Source organism: Adlercreutzia sp. CNCM I-6216, from assembly GCF_977113345.1.
The window spans coordinates 192,800-215,981 of sequence record NZ_CDSBIE010000002.1 but is presented as its reverse complement, the minus strand read 5'-3'; the positions used below and the strand labels follow the sequence as shown (position 1 = coordinate 215,981).

Sequence of the window (23,182 nt, the reverse complement as noted above, 5' to 3'; positions counted from 1 at the left end):
CCTCGATCCTGAACGTGCGGCGCAAGGCCTCGCGCCAACGGCGAGCCCCAGAGCCTCAAGGGACGAGCGGAAATGGGCATGAGGGTGGGTGCCGCTTCCCGCGATTGCCTTCACCTTAGCAAGCTGGTTTCGTTGCCAGGGTGTGAACCGTTCCTTATTACGGTTCCGCCAACCCGCCGCAATAAAACCGACAAGAAGCCGGTGCCCTACAGGTCGCGCTGGTAGAGGTCCTCGTAGGTCTCGCGGCGGGTGACCACGCGCGATGCGCCGTCGCGCACGAACACCACGGCCGGGCGGGGCTGTCCGTTGTAGTTGCTGGCCATGGTCATGTTGTAGGCACCGGTGCCGAACACGCACACGATGTCGCCGAGGTCGGCCTTCTGCAGGGGCATGTCGATGACCACGGCGTCGCCGCTCTCGCAGTGCTTGCCGCACAGCGTGACGATTTCCTCGCGGGGTTGCCCGGCTTTGTTGGCGATGGTGGGCTCGTAGTCGGCGTGGTAGAGCGCCGTGCGGATATTGTCGGACATGCCGCCGTCGATGGCCACGTACTTGCGGATGCCCGGCAGCGTCTTCAAGATGCCCACGGTGTACAGCGTGACGCCGGCCGGGGCCACCAGCGAGCGGCCCGGCTCCACCAGAAGGCGCGGCAACGGCAGGTTGTGCAGCGCGCACAAATCGCGCACCGCCGAGCAGGTGACCTCGGCGAAGTCGTCGATGGAAGAGGGCTGATGCTCGGCCAAATACGCGATGCCCAAGCCGCCGCCCAAGTCCAGCTCGGTGATCTCGTGGCCGTAGGTGTCGCGGATGCGGGCCATGAACTCCACCATGACCGCCGCCGCCTCGCGGAAGGAGTGCAGCGCGAAGATCTGCGAGCCGATGTGGCAGTGCAGGCCCGCAAGGCGCACGTTCTCGGCGGCCAGCACGTCGCCGACGCACTTGAAGGCGAAGTCCTCGCGCATGGTGAAGCCGAACTTCGAGTCCTCGCAGCCGGTGCGGATGTACTCGTGGGTGTCGGCCTCCACGCCGGGGGTGATGCGCATGTACACGTCCTGCACCACGCCGAGGCGCCCGGCGATCTCGTTCACGCGGGCCAGCTCGATGCGGCTGTCCAGCACGATGCGTCCCACACCGGCGGAGATGGCCTCTTCCAGTTCGCGGGGCGTCTTGTTGTTGCCGTGGACGAACACGCGCTCCATGGGGAAGTCCACCGAGCGGGCGCAGGCCAGCTCGCCGCCGCCGGACACATCCAGGCACAGCCCCTCGGCCTCGGCGATGCGCAGCACTTCCTTGTTCAGAAACGCCTTCGACGCGTAGATGATGTCGGAGTTCTCGTAGCGGCTGCGGAAGGCCTCGCGGTAAGTTTCCATGCGGTGGCGCAGGTCGGCCTCGTCGAACACGTAGAGCGCGGTGCCCTCCTTGCGAGCCAGCTCCACCATGTCGACGCCGCCGATGAACAGGTGGTCGTCGCGCACCTCGGCGGTCTCGGGCAGCACGGCGCCCAGCTCCATGGTGGTGCGCATATCGGGCTTCTTCGTCAGGTCTGAGGCGGGCAAGCTCATGGCCGTGTCCTTTCTCGGCGTGTTGCAGCGCCGCGTTGCGGCGGCGCAGGTCTCTCATGGTCTGGCGCCTATGGTAACAAGGCTCTGTTTTAAGCGCTTAAAATCGGCGGCCTTCCGTGTGATAATTGGGAGGGAATGGCGGCGTGCGGCCGAGGTTCCAGCTCCTGTGGTATATTCTCGGCGACAGATAATGTCGAGCGAAATGCTCTACTTTGGAAAGCTCCGAACGAAAGGACGCGAGATGGCTAAGACCGAACCTTCCGTTGATCAGTGGCTGCGCGAGGCTAAGGCTGATCCGGCGGCGGCCCAGTGCGGCATGTTCCTCACCCACAACGGCGTGGTGCGTATCACCCCGAAGGCCCAGGTGCGCGAAGGCGTGGAAGGCTTGGGCGAGGTGGCGGCCGTCGAGTTCTCCTATGATGCGGAGGGTCTGGCCGCCGCCGAGGCCGAGGCGCTCACCTGGCCCGGCGTCTACTATGTGCGCACCTGGCTGAACGAGGGGCGCTGCGAGGTGGGCGATTCGCTCATGTACGTGCTCATCGGCGCCGATATCCGCCCCAACTGCATCGACGCGCTGCAGAAGCTCGTGGGGCATATCAAGAATGACCTGGTGGTTGAGAAAGAGATCTTCGCGTAGAAGCTGATGGTGGAGCGGGGAGAGGGCGGTTTCCCAGCCCGCTGCGCGCTTTATCCCCTTCCGAATGCGGCAAAAGAAACAGCGAAAGGAACGCACATAAGTCGGTATTATCCCGACATCGTTGCTGCTGACGTGGAAGCTGTTTCTTAATGGCCGCGTTCTTCAGGGGGCGCGCAGAGGTCTGGGAAACCGCCCTCTCCCCGCTCTGATGCACGACTTCCTTCGCGGTGCTTGTATAATCGTCCGATCACAGAGAACTTTCGCGCTCGGGAGAGGACGTAACATGGCAGTGAAAATCGGCTTGGTGGGCACCGGCACCGTTGGCGGTGGGTGCATCGACATCATCCAGAAGCACAAGGACGACTTCCTGCGCCACTTCGGCGTGGATATCGAACTGGCGCGCGTGTGCTCGCTGTCGCCGGCCGAGGCCGAGGCCCACGGGGTCGGCCACCTGTTCACCGACAACTTCAACAACATCATCAACGATCCCGAGATCGATATCGTGGTGGAGCTCATCGGTGGCACCACCATCGCCCGCACGGTCGTGCTGAACGCACTCGCTGCCGGCAAGAACGTGGTTACGGCCAACAAGGCACTCATGGCCACCCACGGCAAGGAGGTTATGGAAGCCGCCGAGGCTGCTGGCAAGGAACTGGCCTTCGAAGCGTCCGTGGGCGGCGGCATCCCCATCATTGATCCGCTGAAGCACTCGCTCATCGCCAACGAAATCACCTCGGTCATGGGCATTGTGAACGGCACCACCAACTACATGCTCACCCGCATGGCCGACAACGGCCTGTCCTACGAGGATGCCCTGCATGAGGCGCAGCAGAAGGGCTTCGCCGAGGCCGACCCCACGGCGGACGTGGGCGGGTTCGACGCGGCGGCGAAGATCGCCATCTTGGCTTCCATCGCCTTCAACTCGCGCGTGACCTTGGACGATGTCTTTACCGACGGCATCACGAATATCTCGCCGGTGGATATCGAGGCTGCTCGCGACATGGGCTACGTCATCAAGCTTCTGGCCATCGCCCATCGCCGCGAGGATGGGGTCGATGTACGCGTGCATCCCACCATGATCCCGACGAACCACCAGCTGGCCACCGTGAACGGCGTGTTCAACGCCATTTACGTGGTGGGCGACTTTGTGGGCGAGACCATGTTCTTCGGCGAGGGCGCCGGCGCGGGTGCCGCGGCTAGTGCCGTCATGGGCGACGTGCTGGAAGTTGCGCGCCACATTCAGCAGGGCGTGGCTCCCATTGTGGGCTGCACCTGCACCGATGACCTGCCCATCCTGCCCATGGACGAGCTGGTCATGCGCTATTACCTGCGTTTCTCGGTGACCGACCGTCCGGGCGTTCTGGAAACCATGGCCGGTGTGTTCGCGCGTCACAACATCTCGGTGAAGTCCATCGTGCAGCGCGGCCGCTCTGGCGCCGAGCGCGTCGACCAGGTAGTGGTCACCCACCGCTGCCGCGAGCGCGACATCCGCGAGGCTCTGGAAGAGGCCCTGGCCCTGGACAACGTGGTGCTGGACACGCCTTCCGTCATCCGCGTGGAGGAATAAGTGATCGGCACCATTTTCGATTGCGATGGGACGCTGGTGGATTCCATGGGAGCGTGGCATGAGGTGGATCGCACCCTGGCGGCCGAGGCCGGCATCACGCTGACCGAGGCCGACGCCGAAGCCATCACCACCATGTCGCTGCCCGAGGCCAGCGCCTATTTACATGAGCAATGCGGTCTCGGCGAGAGCAACGAGGCGGTGCTCGAGATGATCTTCGACCGCATGCGCGCCTTCTACGCCAACGAAGTGGAGGCTCGTCCGGGCGCGCTGGCCTTCGTGCAGGCCCTGCACGAGCGTGGCGTGCCCATGGCGGTAGCCTCGTCCACGCCGGCCGACATGCTGGCCACGTGCGTGGAACGCTGTGGGTTCGCCCCCTACATGAAGACCGTCGTGTCTGTGGACGACCTGCAGACGAGCAAACGCGAACCGGCTGTTTACGACCACGCCCGCAGCTTCCTCGGCACTGATCGCGCCCACACCTGGGCTTTCGAAGATGCCGCCTACGCCCTGGACACCCTGCGCGCGGCCGGCTACCGCACTGGCGCCATCTACGACAACGACATCTCCGGCACCCGCGACCAGCTCTTCGAGCGCGCCGACTTCCTCATCGCCTCATGGGAGGATCTCGACCCCGACATCTTTCTCGCCAAGGCCGGCGCTTAAACGGCAAAACCGTAAGATACGCGCAACGGCAGCGTAAGTGGATGCTGCCATGATGGAACCATCGAAATTGGGGGATGCGGAACCGCCGAAAGGCTCAATTGGGAGCACACCGCCCAGCCCGTGCCCCGCCCGAGCGAAAGGAGCCCATCATGATCACCACGCTCTGCGCCGTCGCCCTGCTCGCCGTCGCCGTCTTCGTCCTCGCCGGCTGCATTGCCACCGCGGCTTTGTAGAACCAGCTTGCTTTCTTGGCTTGCGGCGAACTCCGTGCCGGAGGATGGTTCCTCCGGCACGCCGGTCTATGAAGTACCAGTTCAGCGATCCTTTGTTAAGCATCGTTGCTTGCGCATGCGGAGCTTTCTTGTTACGGTGAAGCGGTGAGAACGTTTCCGAGAAGGGCTGGCGCCATGCTGAAGGACACCATCAAGAAGCTGCGCACTGAGCAGGGATTGAGTCAGGACGAGTTGGCCGAGCGCATCCACGTGGTGCGCCAGACCGTCTCGAAGTGGGAGCGTGGCACCTCGGTTCCCGACGCCGATTCGCTTGTGGCCCTGGCCCGCGCCCTCGGAGTGAGCGCCGCTGAACTGCTGGGGGAGAGTGCGATGGCGGAGAAAAAGCCGGACGACCTTGCGTGGGAGACCTCTCTTCTTGATGAGCGCATTACCAGTGAGTCGCAACGGCTCGATCGCCTCGTGCGCTCCCTCAAATGGGCGTTCGTCGGCGCGGCGGCTATGGCGCTGGCCTTCGGACTTTTCGTCTGGCTGCCAAACCAGCAGTTCTCATACGTGATATGGTGGGACAGCGTGGCCGACGACCCGGATTACTGCAAGATCGTTTATCGCCTCGATGGCGAGGAGAAGTCGATGCGACTTTTCCTGGATCCCGAGGATCATGAGTGTGTTATTGGCTGCGCTGGGGAGCCGGGTATGGCGGAGGCCATGGATGCAGCGGAGCTTCTCAAGAAGCCGGGCGGCCTGGATGCGCTGTCCGAACGCGCGAATCAAGCCATAGAGGCGATGGGCGGCACCGTGCTTCGCCACGAGCTATGGCTCCCCGCCGCCAGTCGCGAAGACGATGATCCTACCAATGACGATGTGCCTTACTCAGTTTGCTTCTACGCCGATTCCGACGACCAAGATATCCCATGGCTATGATCTGGGCTTTTGCAGTTTCCGAAGTTGAAGGTGCATTGCGCTACAGACAACGGCACCCCGCGAAATCGTGACAGGTGCTGACGCCGTCGAATGAGGAATCGTAGCTGCGGGCTGGTGGTACCAGGTGCTGTCGAGGACAATGGGAAGGCTGAGGCTAGGTGCTCTGCTAGATGAGTTTCCAGGGGGCTGGCCGAACGAGTCCCCGAGATTCGCTGATATGCCGTTAATAATCTAGCTAAGACTCCGAGATCGTCTCTACGGAGGTGACGGTGCCGCCGTGGTCTTCTATGTAGGCGCAGACGGCCTCTTCGAATTCGCTGGCGCTGCCTGGGATGTTGTAGAACTGCTGGGCGTTCACGGCGCCGGCTATGGCGGGGGAGCCGGTGCAGCCGATGGCTGTCGTGGGGTCGTAGGCGTCTAGGTCGATGACGAACTGGCTTGCCTGGCCGTTGAGCTCGTAGTCTATGATAGTACGGTTGATCGCCGCTTCTTGGATCGCTATGGAACCCGAGAGCCCTGGTATGGCGTAGAAGGCGACGGCCAGCACAAGGCCCTCCTTGTCGCCGATGATCTCATTCTCCTTTCAACCGTAGCGATTGCCGCCCGATCAGGCAAGCAACTGAAACTAACACGGCGGTTTCTGTGCGATACTGTGGCACAGAGTGCGATAAGGTTCGGCCGTGGTCGCAGTTGCAGGCTCGGAAAGGGGCGATGGTGCTGGCGGATTGGTGGGACAGGGTCGCCGGGCGCGCGGGGAAGCGCGAGGTGTTTCCTTCTCGGTTCGGGGAGGCGGCGGTGTATGCGATGCCGGCGGAGGACGGATCGCTTGTGCGCATGTTGAACGTGGGCGGGGTGCTGCAGTCGGCGACCTATCTGGACGAGCGTTGGGCGACGTGCCCCTTTGCGTACCTGCGATCCTTCGACCACCTCTTCGAGGCGGCGCTTTCCGAGGCGCCGGATCCGCTGGTCGTAAACCGCGTGCTCATGCTCGGCGGCGCTGGGTTCGCCTATCCCAAGCAGCTGCTGCTGGAGCATCCGGGCGTTGCGCTGGACGTGGTGGAAATCGATCCGGCCATGGTGCAAATCGCCCGGGAACGTTTCTTCCTTGATCGTCTGGAGATGCAGCTGGCTGCCGAGGGCCGCGCCGACGATCTGCGCATCTTCGTGGAAGACGGCGAGGCGTTCCTGCGGCGGTCGGACGGCGCCCCCTACGATGCCATCATCAACGACGTTTTCGTCGGGCGCGAGGCGGTGCCGTTCTTCGCCAGCGACGAGGGCATTGCTTGCGCCCGCGCGCACTTGACGCCGGGCGGCCTACTCATGGCTAACTGTGTCGTGGAATACACTGGCGACGCCATGTACCGCCTCTTCTCCCAGGTGGAGCGCCTGCGCGGTCACTTCGCCAACGTGTACGTCATCGACGCCTCTGACGACGAGTTCGGCGGCGCCGACAACTACCTCCTCATAGCCACCGACGGTTCCTACCCCTTCACGGGCGTCATCCCCTACGGGGATTAGGGGGCATTGCGCGATGGCGCTGCGAACTGTCGCAAATTTTGCGATAGTTGATTTCGGCGAGTCTTCCAGCTTTTTCTTAAGTGTGTTGACTATGGGCTACCGACAGTCTTGACGTCGCAGTCGAAAGGAAGGACATCTACGAGCGGTCTCTCTTAAAGTTAGAGCTTGGATAATGTCAGCGCGTGCTATTTCTAGCAAGGATCGCTTTTAGCTTTCGAGGCGGCAGGCGAGGTCGGCGCGGCGGTTGATGCCGAGCTTTCGATAGAGGTTGCGCACGTGGGTTTTCACGGTGTTGGGCGAGACGACGAGCTCCTCGGCGATTTGCGGTGCCGTGCGCCCTTCAACGAGGAGGCGCAGCACATCCTCTTCGCGGCGGGTGAGGTCGTAGGTGCGGGCGGCCTTGGCGCAGAGGGCTTCGATATCAGGCTCTTGCGGCACCTCCGGGTCGGCCAGCTGCGAGTCAGCGTAGCCGCTTTTCGCCAGTTGCAAACGCTCTGCTTCGCGCTTCATGGCGGCTTCGCGCCAGTAACGACTTAGGAAAAAGGAGGCCAGTGCGGTTGCTGCCAGCAGCGCCGCTGAGGCGATCGCGGCCGTTTTGGATGCTCAAGCAGCGCTGTATCCTCTTGGTGGCGATGACTTCATAGTGGGCCTTGCCGGCGGGTATGACACGCTGATGCCGGGTGAGACGCGCGTAATCCGCTACGCCTTCGTCATTTACCGTAACAGCTTCGCCGAGCAGGACGGCATCGATAATGCCGATCTTTCGGCCATGGAAGTTGCGTATCTCGATTGCAGCCCGTGGCGCGTTATCGCCCTGAAGCTGGCGAACGCTCGCGATGCCGCCCAAGTGCACCCGCGCAACGCCTACACCGACGGGATCCTCGGGCGCTAGATTGGCGAGGCGCCTGGTCGACGTTCTTGTCCCGCGCGTTTCTTCGTAGCCCTCTTTCGCGGTCGAGGCGTTCTCTGGTTCGTGCTGCTTTTGTGGAAGGTGGGTGGGGCGTGCAACAAAGCGGGCTTCCCAAACGTCTAGTAGATAGAGAATCAGAGCAGAACGAGCGCGAGGAGGCTGACGTGCACAAGTTGAGCGACATTATGGCCGTTATGGGGCTGGCCGTCGTGTTCGTGGGCATTGCGATGTTCATCGCCTGCTGGGGGTAGGCCGCCGGCCGCTTGTTTCCCGTAACCGCTGCATAACGAGGGCTTATCGGGTTGGCAGACGTTGCGTCAGCTGGTCATGGTTTCACAGAGCGCCCCTTTACACTGGATGCCGAGACATGCGTTCAGGGAAAAGGAGGCCGGCCATGGGAGATGAAAAACGCCATGTAGATCACCTGGAAGAGGCCGCGCACAAGGCCGAGGCCGACCTGCGGGACGACCTTGAGAAGGCCGTGGAATTCGAGAAGGCCGACGTGGCTGAAACTCATCGCGAGTGGCACGACCAGCTACATAACGATCATGCCGAGCTGGTGGCCGACGTTGCTCGCGACAAAGAAGAGATCCGCGAGGCCTTAGACGACGCGCGCCACCCCGAGCGCATCGTGCATGCGGCCGAGGAAAAGCTCGCCCACGCCGCCGACGAGGCCCGCGATGTCGTGCGCGCCGTGGAGCACCCGAGCGTCATTGTCGATGACGCTAAGGAGGCTCTGGCCGAGAAAAAGCACGCCCTTGATGAGACCGCGGCCACTATCGCTGCCGAATTCGCCAGCCCCGCCGACAAGAAGCGTCTGCCAGTGGTGCTGCGCGTGTTCGGCGTGCTGCTCATTATCGGCTCGGGCGTCGCGCTGCCGGTCATCGCGAAGACCATGTATCAAGCTGTGACCATGTTCGACTCTGGGGCTATGCGCGGCGAGGGCATCTCCACCATCGTGGTTACCTTCGTGAATCTGGCCGTGCTGGTGGCCCTCGCCGTCACGCTCATTGTGTTCGGCGTGCGCCTCATCCGCAACCAGCGGCGCTGGGCGGCGCTGCTCTCCTACGGGTTGTACGTGCTTCTTCTGGCCGGGGCTCTGTGCTCCATCATGCTGGCCGGCATTGGCTACGAGCTTATTCCCTACGGCGTCGGTTTCGCAGTCACGGTGGCGCTGCAGAGCTACCTTGACCCCTCGCTGCTCGAAGAACGTCGCGCCCACCGCAAGGCCCGCGAGGCCGAGGAGCATGCGGAGGGGGAGGCCGGCACGCTCGGCCGCGACCCCTCGGGCAAGGGCTACATCACGCTGAACTTCTTCAACCTGTTCTGGATATTCGTCGTGGCCAGCGTGCTGGGGCTGCTCATGGAAGAGATCGTCCACTTTCTGTTCGTGGTGCCAGGCCAATGGCAAGACCGCGCGGGGCTGCTGTTCGGCCCGTTCTCGCCCATCTACGGTTGCGGCGCGGTGCTCATGACCATCTTCCTCAACCGCTTCCACAAAAGCAATTGGCTCGTCATCTTTCTGGTGGCGGCGGTCATCGGCGGTGCCTTCGAGGCGTTCGTGAGCCTGTTCATGCAGTACGCGTTCGGCGCGGTGGCCTGGGACTACTCTAACATGCCCGGATCACTGTTCGGCGGCCGCACGTGCCTGCCGTTCATGGCCTGCTGGGGTCTGCTCGGCGTGGTGTGGATAAAGCTGCTGTTGCCGTTCATGCTGCGGCTCGTGAATTTCATTCCGTGGAACTGGCGTTATATGCTTACCACTGTGGCCGCCTGCTTCATGTTGGTGGACGCCGTCATGACCCTGCAGGCCCTCGACTGCTGGTATATGCGCCTGTCCCACGACCCGGTGGACACGCCTCTCCAGCAGTTCTACGATCACGAGTTCGGCGATGCTTACATGGCCGATCGCTTCCAATCGATGACCATCGTCCCCTCAGATGCGGTGCGCGGATAGAAGGGGCGACAACGAAACGGGCGGCGCGCTTGGCGGCCGCCCGTTCGCATGCAGGACGCGGGGAGGGAAGGCGCCCTATCGGAATAAGTGGGGATGCGGAGCTACTGCTTGGCGCCCAGCACCTGGCCGATGGTGTAGCCCATCAGGCAGTTGCGGGTGTGCGAGAGGCAGTTCAGGTGGTGCGGATAGGTGTTGTAGAACATGCCGCCGGACACGATGCCTGCCGCGAACAGGCCCTCGATGGGCTGGCGATCCTTGTCGAGCACGCGGCACTCGGTGTCGACGATGAGACCGCCCGTGGTGCACAGGCCGTCGGCGAACTCCTTGGTGGCGTAGAACGGCGGCTGATCGATGGTCATCATCATGGAGCCGGGCATGTCGAAGTCGGTGTCGGCGCCGGCGGCGCACATCTCGTTCCAGTGGTTGATGGTCTCCACGAAGGTGTCGGCGGGCACTTCCATGAGCTCGGCCAGCTCTTCCAGGGTGTCGGCCTTGAAGGCGTTCTCGCTCTGGGCGGCAGCTACCCACTGCTCCTTGGGCCCGTAGCAGGAAGAACTCGGCGTCCAAATCTTGTCGATCTTGGTGTCCAGGGCGCTGTCCACGATGTAGAAATCGTAGGTGCCGGGCTGGTACTGGATGGCCATGGCCAGCTGGCCGTAAGGGTCGTACTCCGGGGTGAACCTCTTGCCGAGCTTGTTCACGCGCACGAAGGGCATGAGCTGCTCGGGATCGAGCATGATGGACTGCGGGAACTCATCCTCGGCAGCGCCGACGGCCACGCCCATTTGAAGGCCGTCGCCCGTGTTGCCGAAGGCGCCGGTGAGCCAGCGGCCCGGCACGCTGCGCGGGCGGCAGCGCTCTTTCAGCATCTGCTGGTTGAACTCGTAGCCGCCGGTGGCCAGCACGACGCCCTTGGCGCAGTTGTACTGCTCGTACCCGTCGGCGCTCTTCACGATGACGCCGGTCACGGAGCCCGCCTCGTCGGCCACCAGCTGGCAGGCCGGGGTCTCGTAGCGGATCTCGACGCCGGCCTCGGTGAGGATGCCAGCGAGAATGTCGGCCAGCTCGCCGGAAGGATAGGGGAGGTTCAGCGACGTGTTCCACGAGCGACTGAGCGCCGTGGGGCCGTACTGCTCGCGGAAGTCGGGGAAGTCGCCGGCGGCGAAGGTGAGGGGGTAGTCGTTGAAGTCTTGGTTGTCGAAGTGGCTGATGTACCAGTTCACGGCTTCGCCGTTCTTCTCGAGGTAGTGCTGGTACAGCGTCATGTCCGCCTGGAACGAGCAGCCGATCATGGCGTCTGACATCCACTCGGTGGTGTCGTACTCCATGCCCCAGAACTTGTGCAGCTCGGAATTGGTGCCGCCGATGGTGGCCGAGTTGTAGTTGCCGCGGTTCTGCTTCTCCACGGCCACGGTTTTCAGGCCCTGCTCGGCGCAGGCCAGGGCGGCGGCGTCGCCGGCCGGTCCCAGGCCGCAGACGACGACGTCCACGTCGTGGGTGGCGACGATCTCATCGGCGGCGATGGGCTCTGCCACAAAAGCGACCACTCCCTCGCCGGCCGAGCCCACTTCCACTTCCTCTACCACCGGCCAGACGGCCTTGGCGGGATCGGTGGTCTGCATGGTGCCGCCGGTCGCCGCATCGTCGGCGGCGATGGTCTCGCCCGCGACTTCGGCCTGGGTCTTGGGCGCGCAACCCGCAAGGCCTGCGAGGGCGGCGGTCCCGGCGGCGACGGCCGCGCCGGAGAGGAAGCCGCGCCGGCTCACGGAAGGCGCCGCGGCGGGGTTCGAGCTGCCCGTGGGGCAAGGGGCGGACGGGGTGCTGGGTTGGGTGCATTCGGTCATGATGTTCCCTCCATCGTGTCTCTCGGCGTCGGGTGCCGGCCCTTTGCCGGAGCCTCAACGCAGTGGCCCTATCTTTGCTCGCCAGGTGCGCTAACCCCATCCACCGAAACGGTAGATATTTGAGAAAACGCAGGTAAAAGCCATGTCGTCTCCCGTGGTTGTTCGTGATGGCCGCGCTGATCTGTGCGATACTTACTCCAGTTCAAGAGAGGAGCGTGTGGTGGCTGGGGCTGTGCTAAATGAACGAGAAGGTGCCGAGGCGGTGCGGGGCGCCCGCCGCGTGGGCTGGGGCCGGGCGGTGTTCGGCTCGGCCTGCCTGTGGGCTTGGGGGTTTCTGGCGTATCTGAGCCCCGTGCTCATTCCCGCCGAGCGACCGGTCGGCGGCGTCGGCATCGAAGTCGGTTTCTTCGTCTCCCAAGGTGCGGTGGTGGTTGCCGCTGTGGCCATCGTCCTCGCTTTGCGGAAGCGCTCCGTTGCGGTGGGGCGCGGCGTGCTGCTGGTGTGCGCCTCGCTGCTCGCGCTGGCGAGCGCGCTGCTTCCGCTGACGGTGGCGATCGACGCGCCATGGCCCCTCGTCGGCTGCGGGGCGATATGCGGGGTTGCGGGAACGCTGCTCGGCTGCGCCTGGGGCGCCCGCTACTCCTTGGAGTCGAGGGATGTGTCGGCAGTCGTCATGGTCTCGTTCCTCGTGGCCTATGGGATCTATTTCGCAATTCTCTTGCTTTACGTCGCAACGCCCTTTGTCGTGGCGGCCCAGGTCGTTGTTGTCTTTCTGCCCCTAGCTTCCTGGGGCCTCTGGTTCTGGGATGCCTCGGCACGTTCGGGGCTTGCTCCCGAGGTGTTCCCCTCCTCTGCTCTCTCTACCGACATAGCGGGTTCGCCGGGTTCCTCGGGGAAGGCTCCCGGTGAGGTGACGGCCGGCTCGCGCGAGCTACATGCGCTTCCGTGGCGCTCGCTGGGGGTGATTGCCGTGGCGGCCCTTGTGGGCAACGTGATGGCCTCGGTCATCATGGGCACTTCCTACGAGGGGGCCGACAGCCTTTACCCGGGTGGCATCGCTCTTTGCGCCTGCATCGCCACCATGGCGCTCGTGCCCCTGACGGCTGAGCGGACGGCCTTCTCCGTAGCGCAGCTGTATCGCATCACCGTCACCTTCAGCGTCGTGGGTCTTGTGGCCATTCTGGTGCTCGGTGCGGCGGCGGTGCCGGTCGGAGGGGCGCTCGTTCAGGGCTGCACGCTGTTCTTCCAGCCGCTCGTCTATGTGGTGGTGACGCGCAGCACCCGCCTTCAGGGCTTGTCCCCCTTGGTGGCCTTCGGTGTGGGCCAAGCGCTGATCAGCGCCGTGGTGCTCGCGGGGAACCTGGCGGGAAAGCTGCTGTTTCAGGTGGCGGGGGAGACGCCTTTGCTGCTGTCTGCCGTATGCGGTGCCGGTGTGCTCGCGCTGTTCTTCATGGTGGTGGCCCGAGCCGCGCAGGTGGGGGAAGAGGGGAACGAGGAGAAAGACGGCGGTACGGAAGAAATGGAAGCCGAAACGAGAGGCGCCGATCGGGTTAAGGCTGCTGCTGCCGGACGCGGCTCTTCTGGTGTTGCGGCAGGAGAACGGCTCTTTGAGGACGGCGGCACCACCGAGGCTGCAACGCTGCCGAATGGTGATTGTGCCGCTGGCGTCGGAGCGCAGGGAGAAGATTCCGCCGCTGTTTTTGCGCGGGCAGTAGGACTAACGGCCCGCGAGACGGAGATCCTCTCACTGCTGGTGCGCGGTCGCACCCTTCCTTACATCGCCAACGAGCTGTTCGTGACCACGGGCACCGTGAAGACCCACGTGCGCCACATCTACGAGAAGGCCCTGGTCAACAACCGACAGGAACTCCTCGACAAGGTGGAGGCCCGCTAGACACATCTCCCGAAATCAGGCGGTCGCGACCTTCTTTGGGCGGCCAGCGGTTCGGGGGCTATTGAAATAGTCTATGACATCGTCGGCTGACACAAGGCGGGCGCTGCCAACTTTCTCGGTTCTCAGAATGCCGTCGCGAATCATGGCGTGTATGCGCGAGGTGCTGACATCGAGGGTATCCGCCGCTTCTTGGACGGTCATGGTGGTGAGGGAAGGCGTGTCGGCATCGCATTCCACGGCAACGGCGATGGCCTTGCCGTTTGCGGGGGTGGGATGGTCCATCCGCGGCTCCGGCAAGGGCCGTCCTTCGCGAAGCGCTTGGGAGATCCAGAGGGTCAGCAGATCTTGCGCCATGAAAGCCGCATCGAACAGAGTGTCCCCCTGGGTGCAGATACCCAGGTCGGGAAACTCTGCCTCCCACCCGCCGCTCCACGGGGTGAGGATGGCTTCGTAGAGAAACTTCATAGGTCGCTTCCTCTCTATTAGGTGAAGTATTAGAGAAGCCCTAGCTTTTCTTTGATGGCTCGCTCGACCCCCGGCGAAAGATCTCCGGGATGCCGGGGGATAGGGAACTCTTCGCCAGCAGCATTCGCGAAAATGTCATGTTTCGCTCCGTGTCTGACGAAGCGGCCGCCCATTTTCTTGGTGAGCCGTATCGCTTCTCTAGCTGTCATGGGCATGTCTCTCGACCTCCTGCATGGCGCAATTTATTGTAACAATTAGTAACAATAAATGCAAGTACTGCCGTCTTCTCAAAGCGAATTATAGCAAACAAATGTTCTTAGAACAATAGTTCATTTCAGGATAATCGAGGGGGTCTCGGCAGAAAGCTCTCGGATTTTCCGATGACATTCGCTGGGGACTTCCTATAACCGGGGTGGCCCGGGTGCCCCTATAATGGGCGAGCGAAAAAATGCGAGACCCAAAGGAGCCCTGAATGAGCGAGCGGATTGGAACGACCTGCGTGCAAGGCGGATGGCGGCCCGGCGACGGCGAGCCGCGCCAGGTGCCCATCTACCAGAACACCACCTGGAAGTACGACACGAGCGAGCATATGGGGCGCCTGTTCGATCTGGAGGAGTCCGGCTACTTCTACACGCGCTTGGCGAACCCCACCAACGATGCGGTGGCGGCGAAGATCGCGGAGTTGGAAGGCGGCGCGGCGGCGATGCTCACCTCCTCGGGCCAGGCGGCGAACTTCTTCGCGGTGTTCAACATCGCCGGCGCGGGCGATCACGTGGTGGCCTCCTCGGCCATCTACGGGGGCACCTACAACCTGCTCGCCCACACCATGGGCCGCATGGGCCTGGAGTGCACCTTCGTCGATCCGCACTGCACCGACGAGGAGCTTAAAGCCGCTTTCCGGCCCAACACGAAGTGCGTCTTCGGCGAGACCATCGCAAACCCGGCGCTGGCCGTGCTCGACATCGAGCGCTTCGCGGCGGCGGCCCACGGCCACGGGGTGCCGCTCATCGTGGACAACACCTTCCCCACGCCGGTGCTGTGCCGGCCCATCGAGTGGGGCGCCGACATTGTGACCCACTCCACTACCAAGTACATGGACGGCCACGGCGCTTCCGTCGGAGGCGTCATTGTGGATTCGGGCCGCTTTAATTGGAACGCCCACGCCGACAAGTTCCCGGGGCTCACGACGCCCGATGAGAGCTACCACGGCGTGGTGTATACCGAGCGCTTCGGCTTGGAAGGTGCCTACATCACCAAGGCGACGGCGCAGCTCATGCGCGATTTGGGCTCTATCCAGTCGCCGCAGAACGCCTTCCTCATCAATCTGGGGCTGGAGAGCCTGCACCTGCGCATGGCCCGGCACGCCGCCAACGGACGCGCGGTGGCCGAGCACCTGGCGAGCCACCCGAAGGTGGCTTGGGTGCGCCATCCGTCGCTGGAAGGCGACTCGGAGGCGGCGCTCGCGGCGAAGTATCTGCCGGAGGGTTCCTGCGGTGTGGTGAGCTTCGGCGTGGCCGGCGGGCGCGCGGCGGCCGAGACGTTCATGAAGAACCTGAAGCTGGCCCAGATTGCCACCCATGTGGCCGACGCCCGCACCTGCGTGCTGCACCCGGCCAACGCCACTCATCGCCAGATGAACGACGCGGAGCTTGAGGCGGCCGGCATCAGCGCCGACCTCATCCGCCTGTCCTGCGGCATCGAGGACGCCGCCGACCTCATTGCCGACATCGACCAGGCCCTGGCTGCCGTGGAATAGGAGGACGCATGCCCATTCGCATTCCCGATGCGCTGCCGGCCACGGCGGCGCTGGAGAACGAGAACATCTTCGTCATGACCGAGCATCGCGCCATGCACCAGGACATTCGTCCGCTGCGGCTGCTGCTGCTGAACCTCATGCCCACCAAGATCACCACGGAGACCCAGATTCTGCGGAAGCTGTCGAACACGCCGCTGCAGGTTGAAGTGGAGCTGCTGCAAACGGCGAGCCACGACTCGAAGAACACGGCCGCCGAGCATCTGGAGGCCTTCTACACCACCTTCGACGCGGTGCGCGACGAGCACTTCGACGGCCTTATCATCACCGGGGCGCCGGTGGAGCGGCTGGAATTCGAAGAAGTGGACTACTGGCCGGAACTCTGCGAGATCATGGAGTGGTCGAAGACCCACGTGCACTCCACGCTGCACATCTGCTGGGGCGCCCAAGCCGGCATCTACTATCACTACGGCGTGCCCAAGCACGAGCTGCCCGAGAAGATGTTCGGCGTGTTCCCCCACGAGGTGGTCAAGCGCACCTCGCCTTTGGTGCGCGGGTTCGACGATAGGTTCTTCGCGCCCCATTCGCGCTTCACCGAGGTGCGGGCGGCCGACATCGAGGCGCATCCCGCGCTCGAGCTGATCGCGGTGTCCGACGAGGCTGGGGTGTACGTGGCGAAGTCCACCGACTCGCAGAACTTCTTCGTGTTCGGTCACCCCGAGTACGACCGCGAGACGCTGAAAGCGGAATACGACCGCGACATCGCCAAGGGGATGAGCATCGCCGTGCCGGCCCACTACTTCCCCGACGACGACCCGACGCGCGAGCCGGTTTCCACGTGGTTCTCCTGCGCCCAGTTGCTCTACACCAACTGGCTGAACTACTATGTGTACCAAACGACCCCCTACGACATCACCCGCGCCGGCCAGCTCTCGTGAGCACGGTTGACGTCGTCGGGAGGGCGGACCAAGGTTCGCCCCTACAGAGGGAAAGCCGAGCTTGATTCCCGTAGGGGGCGACCTTGGTCGCCCCTGGGCCCCGAGTTCAGAAGAGCATCGATAAGCGTATACGAAAGGAGGCACCTCATGCCCATTGATCCGCGGAAAGATCCCCACGCTCGCATCGTGGTGAAGCCGCTGCCGAGCCAGCAGGCGAAAGGGCGCGACGCAGCCGCCGGATCGGGGCATCTGCGTCCTGCGGCCTCCGGCGACCCCTTCGTTCGTGCGGAAAACGAGGACGACGACGGCTACGACCCCTATTCCGACCGTCCCGCCGAGCGCGAGCCTCTGTTCTCGGAAGACCCCTGGAATTAGTTCTATTCCTGCTCTTCCAGAGGGTCGAGCTGATGGGGATCAAGCAGGTTGAACAACTCTTCTCGGGAATGGATGTTCAGCTTTTGGTAGATGTGGCGCACATGGGCCTTGGCGGTGCCGTTGGCAATGACCAGCTCGCGCTCGATCATGCCCACGGTCTTGTGTCGGGCGAGCAGCTTGAGGATCTCCAGCTCTCGCGCCGTGAGGTGGTATTCGGCGGCGAGGGCGGCGCACCGATTGTCCACCTGCTGCGCGTGCTTATCGGCGCGGCTTTTCCCGCTGCCGTTCAAAAACGAGAGGCCCCACTGGCCGTCTACATTCTTCTGGGACAGCAGCAGCACGGTGGCCATGATGACGGCGATCATGGAAAGGCCCGAAATGAGCAGGCCGCCATCAGCGGCTCCGAGGCTTCCGTGCTCTCCCGTGTTAGCCACTGTGCGTCCGAGGAACATGAAAGCGAGTCGCAGCGAGCGCTCGATGCCGAACAGCCAGATGGCCGATACGCCGTGGCGATAGCACATATTCGAGCACAGCGCCATGATCAGCACGGTGGCGGCCGTGTAGCCCCCGATAGCACAAGGACCGCTGAGGAGGGTGGCTCCCGCGCCCCACATGGGCACGAGCCACAGCGCAGCCACCGTGAGCGGCAGCGCGATGCGCACAATGGAGTTGAAATCGAATTTCTCACGGCGAAAGCCCACGCTAAGGAAGATCACGAGCGCCACTACAAGCACGCCAGGCGATGAGTGCGGCCCGAAGGAGTCGGTATACACGCGGGTCTCCAAAATACCGTAAGCGAACCCGTACAAGGCCATGAGCAGGAAAATCTTCCACGGCGGTTTGAAGTTGACGAGGTTCGGCTGGGGTCGTTTTTCTGCAGGGATGCGATTCATGCTGCGCCGTGCGAGCACAAGCGATACCGCCGGCAGCAGCGCGGTGAGGCAAGCGAGCCACGGTAGGCGCAGCCCCATGAAAACATAGACGATCACCGCGCCCAGGGCGATGGAGGCCGTGTAATAGAGGGTGACTCGCAAAGGGCTCAGGCAGCCGAACACCTCGCTCCATATAAGAATGACAAGCCCCATTCCCACGCCGCCGACGATAGCGGCCAGCCATGTTGCCGTGTAGCCGAGGCTCGGCACGATCATGGTGGCGAACAGTGCGACGGTGGCAAGCGTCATGCACGCGCCGCAGAGCACGAAGATCGACGGATGGCGGTAGAAGGGGCCAATGCGCCGCGCGAGCAGCACGCAGATGAGCATGACGATGGCGCCCACTCCATCAAAACACTCGCGCGCGCCGAAGGGGATCGCGGGAAACGACACGAACGAGCCGACGAAAGCGATCTCGATCCAGGCACGGTAGAAGCCCACGCCGAGGAAGACGAAGGGAACCACAGGAAAGCGGTGCCTCTCGGTGACCTCCGGGGTCGCCGTACCTCCGAAGACCGAAGGATCGGAAGGTGCCGACGATGCTCCGGATGCTGACGGCGCTTGCGCCGCGCTTGAGGTCGGAGCCGAGCCTGCAGTCGGAGTTGGCTCCGACCCCGGCTTGCCTATGAGTTTCTTGCTCGCAGCCTGCGGTGCGCCGTGCATGGTTCTAACCCCCTCTCCGAGCTTTCCGAAAAACTAGGGTCTATGATACCGTAACCTTTTCCATCATGTTTTGGGGACATTTGGTAACGGGCCTGATCAGGTGGGGGTTATGACAGCGGGTTATAAAAATAAACCCGCGAAATGCGCTGATGGTCGATGTTTGTGCGCCCATGATGACTGCTAGGGTGGCCCCAGCGTCCCGAGGAGTCGCAGGGGAGGGAACCCCGAGATCTTCTGGCGCAGGCAATCAAGGGGTAACAGAAAGGACTCACCATGACTGCTGAATTCACTCGACGTAACCTGTTCAAGATCGGCGGCCTGGCTGCGGCGGGTCTCGGCGGTGCTGCGCTTCTGGGCGCCTGCTCGCCGACCGGCAGCGCCGCTGCTGGCTCCGCTTCGAGCGACACGCCGACTGCCGCCACCGGCACGACCACCGTGGCCGGTCACGTGCGCGAGGGGCTTCCGAGCTTCCTGGCCGCGCCCGAGCCCATCACCGATATCGCCGAGACCAAGGACTACGACGTGGTTGTCGTGGGCGCCGGCGCTTCTGGTGTGCCCGCCGCCATTACGGCTCGCGAGGCCGGAGCCACTGTCGCCCTCATTCAGAAGGAGTCGACGGCCATCTCCCAGGGCAACACCGCTACGGGCATTCTGCTGGACACCTCCGACCCGGCCGGCGTGGAGGCCGTGGTGTCGCGCCTCATCAAGGACCATCAGTACCGCGGCAAGCGCGAGCAGGTAGAGCTGTGGGCGAAGAACTCCGGCGAGTGCATCACGTGGTTGCTCGACTTGGCCACCGCCCAGGGTGCCCAGATTTCTGACAGCACGATGAAGTGGACGGCTGCCATCAAGGAAGTGAATGGGTATCCCATGGACTACCTGTCCATCGACTTCGGTCCGAAGCCCTACAACACGGGCAACGGCATGCAGGTGCTGGCCGAGTACGCCGCCTCTCAGGGCGTGGAGGTGTTCTACGATACCGAGGCCAAGCAGCTCGTGGGCGATGCCTCCGGCGTGACCGGTGTCATTGCGGAAACCGCTGACGGCAACGTGCAGTTCAACGCCGCCAAGGGCGTCATCCTGGCTACGGGCGACTACCAGAACGACGACGATATGATGGCCTACTACCTGCCCGACCTGCAGAATCTCGGTCGCAAGCAGATGAACAAGACCGGCGATGGCCACAAGATGGCCGTGTGGGCCGGCGGTGCCATCGAGGACATCACGCACACCAAGATGCTGCACGACTTCGACGGCGGCCCGGGCTCCATGGCCGACATGCCCTTCCTGGCCGTGAAGAACGACGGCACGCGCTTCTGCGACGAGACGCTCGGCATGTCGCTCATGAACAACTTCCTGCGCAGCGAGGCCGACCAGGGCGACTACAACCAGATCTTCGACAGCAACTATATGACCGCCGCCGCCGAGTGGCCGGGCAAGCTGTTCGACCCCGAGGCCATCAAGGTGTACATGCCCGAAGAGGATGGCGAGAAGACCGGCGTCTTCAGGGATCAGATCGCCACGTTTAAGGCCGACACGCTGGAAGAGCTGGCCGAGAAGCTGGGCATCACCGACACGGCTGCGTTTGTCGAGAGCGTGAAGCGCTACAACGAGTGCGTCGCCGCCGGCAAGGATCTCGACTTCGGCAAGGAGGCCAAGTGGCTGACCGCCATCGACACGCCGCCCTTCTACGGCATCCACCGTCATGTGCGCGTGTCGGCCGTCGTGTCCGGCGTGAACGTTGGCCCGAACATGGAAGTGCTGGCCGTTGAGACGAACGAGCCCATTCCGGGCCTGTTCGCCATCGGCAACACCGCCGGCAACTTCTATGGCGGCGTGGACTATTCCATGTACATGCCGGGCCTGTCCCTCGGCCGTGCCCACACGCAGGGCTATGTGACCGGCAAGTACGTCGCCAGCCTGTAAATTCTCCATCCCCCTTCTGCCGGGCGCTTTTCGACGGGCGCCCGGCGTCATTCTTGTCAAGAGGCGCCTCGACCCTCCCCGAGGCGCCTCCTGCGTTTTGTGGGTTCGGCGGCGGGCGAGCTGGTTTTCGGCGGGTGTTTCCGGCTGTTGGTGATGGCGAGATGTGGGTTTTCTGCGACCGAAACGCGTCTAGCTCGCGTACATGGCCGCGTAAGGCCGGCTGGAGGCGGGGCGCAGCGCGACGAACTCGTCTACGCTCGCCTGCTCGTGGGGCTCGGTGCCGAAGCAGGCGTCGTAGCGGGCGAGCAGCGCGCCGAGAGTCGCCGAGTCATCGTCGGTCAGCTCTCCCGCATCCAGCCCGTCGGGCACCACGGCCGGCGCGTATTCACGGCGCAGATAGATGACCCCGCCGTGCATGCCGGAGGCCAAATGATCGCCGGCGCGGCCCATAAGCACGATGATGCCGCCGGCCATGTACTCGCCGAGGAAGTTGCCCGCGTCCCCGCCGATGACGATGACCGGGCACTTCCCGCCGTACTGCTTCATGTTGATGCCGCCGCGCCAGCCGCAGCCGTCGCGCACGATGAGCTCGCCGCCGCGCATGGCGTAGCCGGCCGCATCGCCCACGCGCCCGTGCACCACTACGGTGCCGGCGTTCATGGTGTTGGCGGTTTGGTCCTGGGCGCTTCCGAACACCTCCATCTCGCCGCCGTCCATGTAGCAGGCCAGATCGTTGCCAGGGGTTCCGTGAATTTCCAAGCGCTTGCCCGCGGGCAGGGTGCAGCCCAGGTAGCGCTGGGCGTAGGCCTCCACGATGCAGACGGTGTCGGCTTCGGCGAGCGCCGCGCGTACGGCGGCATTGGCCTCTTGGAAGTGCTTCGTTCCCAATTCCACGATGATGGTTTCAGCCATGCGATCACTCTCCCGCGTACTTTACGCCGAGGATTTCCAGTTCCTTCTCGTTCAGGCCCACGCCGCGCAGCATGAGCCGGTTGCCGCGCAGGGAGTCGATGGCGTTGATGCCCATGCCGCCCATCATCTCCTGAATCTCGTGGTTCCAGCCGGACGCGAGGTTCACCACGCGCTCGGCGGCGGCCTCGGGGTTCAGGCGGGCCACCAGGTCGGCCCGCTGGGTGGCGATGCCCCAGTTGCAGCGGCCGCTTGCGCAGTCGCCGCACTGGTGGCAGCCCATGGCGATGAGCGCCGCCGACCCGATGGAGACGGCGTCGGCGCCGAGGGCCACGGCCCGCACCACGTCGGCGGCGTTGCGCAGGGTGCCCGAGGCCACGAGGCTCACTGTGGAGCGGATGCCCTCCTGGCGCAGCCGCTCGTCCACGGCCGCCAGGGCCAGCTCGATGGGGATGCCCACGTTGTCGCGAATGCGCTTGGGCGCCGCGCCCGTGCCGCCGCGGAAGCCGTCCAGCACGATGATGTCGGCGCCGGCCCGGGCCATGCCGGAGGCGATGGCGGCCACGTTGTGCACGGCGGCCACCTTCACGGCCACGGGCTTGGCGTAGCCGGTGGCCTCCTTCAGCGAGAAGATGAGCTGGCGCAAGTCCTCGATGGAGTAGATGTCGTGGTGCGGCGCCGGCGAGATGGCATCGGTGCCCTCGGGAATCATGCGGGTGCGCGACACCTCCTCGTTGATCTTCTCGCCGGGCAGATGCCCCCCGATGCCGGGCTTGGCGCCTTGGCCGATTTTGATCTCGATGGCGGCGCCGGCGTTCAGGTAATGCGGGTCCACGCCGAAGCGTCCGCTTGCCACCTGTACGATGGCGCGGTCGGCGTAGGGTTCCAAATCGCGGTGCAGGCCGCCCTCGCCGCAGTTGAAGTAGGTGCCCAGCTCGCGCGCGGCCATCGCGAGCGCCTTCTGAGTGTTAAGCGACACCGAGCCGAAGCTCATGGCCGAGAACATGATGGGCACATCTAGCGACAGCTGGGGCGGAAGGGGAGAGACGACGGTGCGGGTGCGCTCGTTCACGCGCAGCTTGCTCGGGCGGCTGCCCAGCACCACGCGGGTTTCCATGGGCTCGCGCAATGGGTCGATGGAGGGGTTGGTCACCTGGCTCGCATTCAGCAGCAGATGCTCCCAGTAGATGTGGTAGCTCTTCGGGTTGCCCATGGAGGCGAGGAGCACCCCTCCGGTCTGCGCCTGGGCGGTGATGTCGTCCATGGCGCCTTCGGTCCACACGGCGCTTCCGGCATCCACCTGGGGCCAGCGGGTGATGGCAAGGGCCCGGGTGGGGCACAGAAGCGTGCAGCGCTGGCAGTTCACGCACTTCATGGAATCGGCGCGCAGGGCGCCAGTTTTCTCGTCGCGGTAGTGCACCTCGTTGGCGCATTGACGCACGCACAGGTCGCATTCGATGCATTCTTCCCGGTCGCGCAGTACTTTGTAGCGGGGGTTGCGGAAGTCGCGCATGA

Annotated in this window: 23 protein-coding genes; 14 read left to right on the top strand and 9 right to left on the bottom strand. The window is 63.9% G+C overall.

Annotated features, from left to right (window positions below; genetic code table 11):
* Positions 1-206: 206 nt before the first annotated feature.
* Positions 207-1,562: a diaminopimelate decarboxylase gene (gene lysA / locus ACYVRU_RS02705; protein WP_278980467.1), complete on the bottom strand. Its 1,356-nt coding sequence runs from the start codon at positions 1,560-1,562 to the stop codon at positions 207-209.
* Between the two features lie 241 nt (positions 1,563-1,803).
* Between lysA and ACYVRU_RS02700 the strand changes: the two genes are divergently transcribed.
* The 5 genes from ACYVRU_RS02700 to ACYVRU_RS02680 all read left to right on the top strand — a co-directional run bounded on the left by ACYVRU_RS02700 (position 1,804) and on the right by ACYVRU_RS02680 (position 5,583).
* Positions 1,804-2,199 carry a molybdenum cofactor biosynthesis protein MoaE gene (locus ACYVRU_RS02700; RefSeq protein WP_114549182.1) on the top strand — a complete coding sequence of 132 codons (396 nt, stop codon included), beginning with the start codon at positions 1,804-1,806 and terminating at the stop codon, positions 2,197-2,199.
* A gap of 283 nt (positions 2,200-2,482) precedes the next feature.
* Positions 2,483-3,766, top strand: a complete 1,284-nt coding sequence (locus tag ACYVRU_RS02695; protein ID WP_114549181.1) for a homoserine dehydrogenase — start codon at positions 2,483-2,485, stop codon at positions 3,764-3,766.
* Positions 3,767-4,429 (top strand): HAD family hydrolase, encoded by a 663-nt coding sequence (locus ACYVRU_RS02690; RefSeq protein WP_114549180.1) that lies wholly within the window; start codon positions 3,767-3,769, stop codon positions 4,427-4,429.
* 98 nt (positions 4,430-4,527) lie between these two features.
* Positions 4,528-4,662 (top strand): hypothetical protein, encoded by a 135-nt coding sequence (locus ACYVRU_RS02685; RefSeq protein ID WP_261797841.1) that lies wholly within the window; start codon positions 4,528-4,530, stop codon positions 4,660-4,662.
* Positions 4,663-4,836: 174 nt separating this feature from the next.
* A complete protein-coding gene (locus ACYVRU_RS02680) occupies positions 4,837-5,583 on the top strand; it encodes a helix-turn-helix domain-containing protein (RefSeq protein WP_278980463.1) in 747 nt (248 codons plus the stop codon).
* 235 nt (positions 5,584-5,818) lie between these two features.
* On the opposite strand, the gene ACYVRU_RS02675 is transcribed toward ACYVRU_RS02680, so the two are convergent.
* Positions 5,819-6,130 carry a hypothetical protein gene (locus ACYVRU_RS02675; protein WP_173114617.1) on the bottom strand — a complete coding sequence of 104 codons (312 nt, stop codon included), beginning with the start codon at positions 6,128-6,130 and terminating at the stop codon, positions 5,819-5,821.
* 167 nt (positions 6,131-6,297) lie between these two features.
* On the opposite strand from ACYVRU_RS02675, the gene ACYVRU_RS02670 reads away from it, so the two are divergent.
* Positions 6,298-7,101: a spermidine synthase gene (locus tag ACYVRU_RS02670; protein WP_455803493.1), complete on the top strand. Its 804-nt coding sequence runs from the start codon at positions 6,298-6,300 to the stop codon at positions 7,099-7,101.
* Between the two features lie 207 nt (positions 7,102-7,308).
* Here ACYVRU_RS02670 and ACYVRU_RS02665 read toward each other — a convergent pair whose 3' ends face one another.
* Positions 7,309-7,611 (bottom strand): response regulator transcription factor, encoded by a 303-nt coding sequence (locus ACYVRU_RS02665; RefSeq protein ID WP_114540437.1) that lies wholly within the window; start codon positions 7,609-7,611, stop codon positions 7,309-7,311.
* Positions 7,612-7,696: 85 nt separating this feature from the next.
* Between ACYVRU_RS02665 and ACYVRU_RS02660 the strand changes: the two genes are divergently transcribed.
* The 3 genes from ACYVRU_RS02660 (at position 7,697) to ACYVRU_RS02650 (ending at position 9,968) form a co-directional block, all read left to right on the top strand.
* A complete protein-coding gene (locus tag ACYVRU_RS02660; RefSeq protein WP_114549177.1) occupies positions 7,697-7,993 on the top strand; it encodes a hypothetical protein in 297 nt (98 codons plus the stop codon).
* Between the two features lie 110 nt (positions 7,994-8,103).
* Positions 8,104-8,262: a hypothetical protein gene (locus ACYVRU_RS02655; protein ID WP_022741004.1), complete on the top strand. Its 159-nt coding sequence runs from the start codon at positions 8,104-8,106 to the stop codon at positions 8,260-8,262.
* A 143-nt stretch (positions 8,263-8,405) separates the two neighbouring features.
* On the top strand, positions 8,406-9,968 hold the full coding sequence (locus tag ACYVRU_RS02650) for a putative ABC transporter permease (protein ID WP_161127724.1): 1,563 nt from the start codon (positions 8,406-8,408) through the stop codon (positions 9,966-9,968).
* Between the two features lie 101 nt (positions 9,969-10,069).
* Here ACYVRU_RS02650 and ACYVRU_RS02645 read toward each other — a convergent pair whose 3' ends face one another.
* Entirely contained in the window at positions 10,070-11,812 is a 1,743-nt protein-coding gene (locus tag ACYVRU_RS02645; protein ID WP_417177645.1) for an FAD-dependent oxidoreductase, read from the bottom strand.
* 220 nt (positions 11,813-12,032) lie between these two features.
* Between ACYVRU_RS02645 and ACYVRU_RS02640 the strand changes: the two genes are divergently transcribed.
* Positions 12,033-13,706, top strand: coding sequence for a response regulator transcription factor (locus ACYVRU_RS02640; RefSeq protein WP_181869738.1), 1,674 nt, complete (start codon positions 12,033-12,035; stop codon positions 13,704-13,706).
* Positions 13,707-13,721: 15 nt separating this feature from the next.
* Here ACYVRU_RS02640 and ACYVRU_RS02635 read toward each other — a convergent pair whose 3' ends face one another.
* Together ACYVRU_RS02635 and ACYVRU_RS02630 are read right to left on the bottom strand one after the other, a co-directional pair.
* The gene (locus ACYVRU_RS02635) at positions 13,722-14,171 is read right to left on the bottom strand and encodes a type II toxin-antitoxin system HicB family antitoxin (protein WP_114540428.1); all 450 of its coding nucleotides are present in this window, start codon (positions 14,169-14,171) and stop codon (positions 13,722-13,724) included.
* Between the two features lie 29 nt (positions 14,172-14,200).
* Positions 14,201-14,380, bottom strand: coding sequence for a type II toxin-antitoxin system HicA family toxin (locus ACYVRU_RS02630; RefSeq protein ID WP_227069497.1), 180 nt, complete (start codon positions 14,378-14,380; stop codon positions 14,201-14,203).
* 263 nt (positions 14,381-14,643) lie between these two features.
* On the opposite strand from ACYVRU_RS02630, the gene ACYVRU_RS02625 reads away from it, so the two are divergent.
* From ACYVRU_RS02625 to ACYVRU_RS02615, 3 genes are all read left to right on the top strand, one after another.
* Entirely contained in the window at positions 14,644-15,927 is a 1,284-nt protein-coding gene (locus tag ACYVRU_RS02625; protein ID WP_114540430.1) for an O-acetylhomoserine aminocarboxypropyltransferase/cysteine synthase family protein, read from the top strand.
* 8 nt (positions 15,928-15,935) lie between these two features.
* Positions 15,936-16,862 carry a homoserine O-acetyltransferase MetA gene (metA, locus tag ACYVRU_RS02620; RefSeq protein WP_461185694.1) on the top strand — a complete coding sequence of 309 codons (927 nt, stop codon included), beginning with the start codon at positions 15,936-15,938 and terminating at the stop codon, positions 16,860-16,862.
* Positions 16,863-17,009: 147 nt separating this feature from the next.
* Positions 17,010-17,237: a hypothetical protein gene (locus tag ACYVRU_RS02615; protein WP_114549171.1), complete on the top strand. Its 228-nt coding sequence runs from the start codon at positions 17,010-17,012 to the stop codon at positions 17,235-17,237.
* 2 nt (positions 17,238-17,239) lie between these two features.
* Here ACYVRU_RS02615 and ACYVRU_RS02610 read toward each other — a convergent pair whose 3' ends face one another.
* Positions 17,240-18,634 carry a helix-turn-helix transcriptional regulator gene (locus ACYVRU_RS02610; protein WP_173114602.1) on the bottom strand — a complete coding sequence of 465 codons (1,395 nt, stop codon included), beginning with the start codon at positions 18,632-18,634 and terminating at the stop codon, positions 17,240-17,242.
* Positions 18,635-19,105: 471 nt separating this feature from the next.
* Between ACYVRU_RS02610 and ACYVRU_RS02605 the strand changes: the two genes are divergently transcribed.
* Entirely contained in the window at positions 19,106-20,758 is a 1,653-nt protein-coding gene (locus ACYVRU_RS02605) for an FAD-dependent oxidoreductase (RefSeq protein WP_417177644.1), read from the top strand.
* 189 nt (positions 20,759-20,947) lie between these two features.
* Here the strand turns inward: ACYVRU_RS02605 and ACYVRU_RS02600 are convergent, their stop codons facing one another.
* Together ACYVRU_RS02600 and ACYVRU_RS02595 are read right to left on the bottom strand one after the other, a co-directional pair.
* Positions 20,948-21,670 (bottom strand): GltB/FmdC/FwdC-like GXGXG domain-containing protein, encoded by a 723-nt coding sequence (locus ACYVRU_RS02600; RefSeq protein ID WP_161128058.1) that lies wholly within the window; start codon positions 21,668-21,670, stop codon positions 20,948-20,950.
* Between the two features lie 4 nt (positions 21,671-21,674).
* Complete coding sequence (locus tag ACYVRU_RS02595) at positions 21,675-23,180, bottom strand: glutamate synthase-related protein (protein WP_202427885.1); 1,506 nt, start codon at positions 23,178-23,180, stop codon at positions 21,675-21,677.
* Between the last annotated feature and the right edge of the window lie 2 nt (positions 23,181-23,182).

What these genes read in the sequence shown, in the direction of transcription:
- ACYVRU_RS02600 (WP_161128058.1), bottom strand. Translation starts at nt 21,670, where the DNA reads ATGGCTGAAACCATCATCGTGGAATTGGGAACGAAGCACTTCCAAGAG.
- ACYVRU_RS02645 (WP_417177645.1), bottom strand. Translation starts at nt 11,812, where the DNA reads ATGACCGAATGCACCCAACCCAGCACCCCGTCCGCCCCTTGCCCCACG.
- ACYVRU_RS02630 (WP_227069497.1), bottom strand. Translation starts at nt 14,380, where the DNA reads ATGACAGCTAGAGAAGCGATACGGCTCACCAAGAAAATGGGCGGCCGC.
- ACYVRU_RS02695 (WP_114549181.1), top strand. Translation starts at nt 2,483, where the DNA reads ATGGCAGTGAAAATCGGCTTGGTGGGCACCGGCACCGTTGGCGGTGGG.
- ACYVRU_RS02595 (WP_202427885.1), bottom strand. Translation starts at nt 23,180, where the DNA reads ATGCGCGACTTCCGCAACCCCCGCTACAAAGTACTGCGCGACCGGGAA.
- ACYVRU_RS02605 (WP_417177644.1), top strand. Translation starts at nt 19,106, where the DNA reads ATGACTGCTGAATTCACTCGACGTAACCTGTTCAAGATCGGCGGCCTG.
- ACYVRU_RS02650 (WP_161127724.1), top strand. Translation starts at nt 8,406, where the DNA reads ATGGGAGATGAAAAACGCCATGTAGATCACCTGGAAGAGGCCGCGCAC.
- ACYVRU_RS02700 (WP_114549182.1), top strand. Translation starts at nt 1,804, where the DNA reads ATGGCTAAGACCGAACCTTCCGTTGATCAGTGGCTGCGCGAGGCTAAG.
- metA (WP_461185694.1), top strand. Translation starts at nt 15,936, where the DNA reads ATGCCCATTCGCATTCCCGATGCGCTGCCGGCCACGGCGGCGCTGGAG.
- ACYVRU_RS02635 (WP_114540428.1), bottom strand. Translation starts at nt 14,171, where the DNA reads ATGAAGTTTCTCTACGAAGCCATCCTCACCCCGTGGAGCGGCGGGTGG.
- ACYVRU_RS02680 (WP_278980463.1), top strand. Translation starts at nt 4,837, where the DNA reads ATGCTGAAGGACACCATCAAGAAGCTGCGCACTGAGCAGGGATTGAGT.
- lysA (WP_278980467.1), bottom strand. Translation starts at nt 1,562, where the DNA reads ATGAGCTTGCCCGCCTCAGACCTGACGAAGAAGCCCGATATGCGCACC.
- ACYVRU_RS02625 (WP_114540430.1), top strand. Translation starts at nt 14,644, where the DNA reads ATGAGCGAGCGGATTGGAACGACCTGCGTGCAAGGCGGATGGCGGCCC.
- ACYVRU_RS02615 (WP_114549171.1), top strand. Translation starts at nt 17,010, where the DNA reads ATGCCCATTGATCCGCGGAAAGATCCCCACGCTCGCATCGTGGTGAAG.
- ACYVRU_RS02665 (WP_114540437.1), bottom strand. Translation starts at nt 7,611, where the DNA reads ATGAAGCGCGAAGCAGAGCGTTTGCAACTGGCGAAAAGCGGCTACGCT.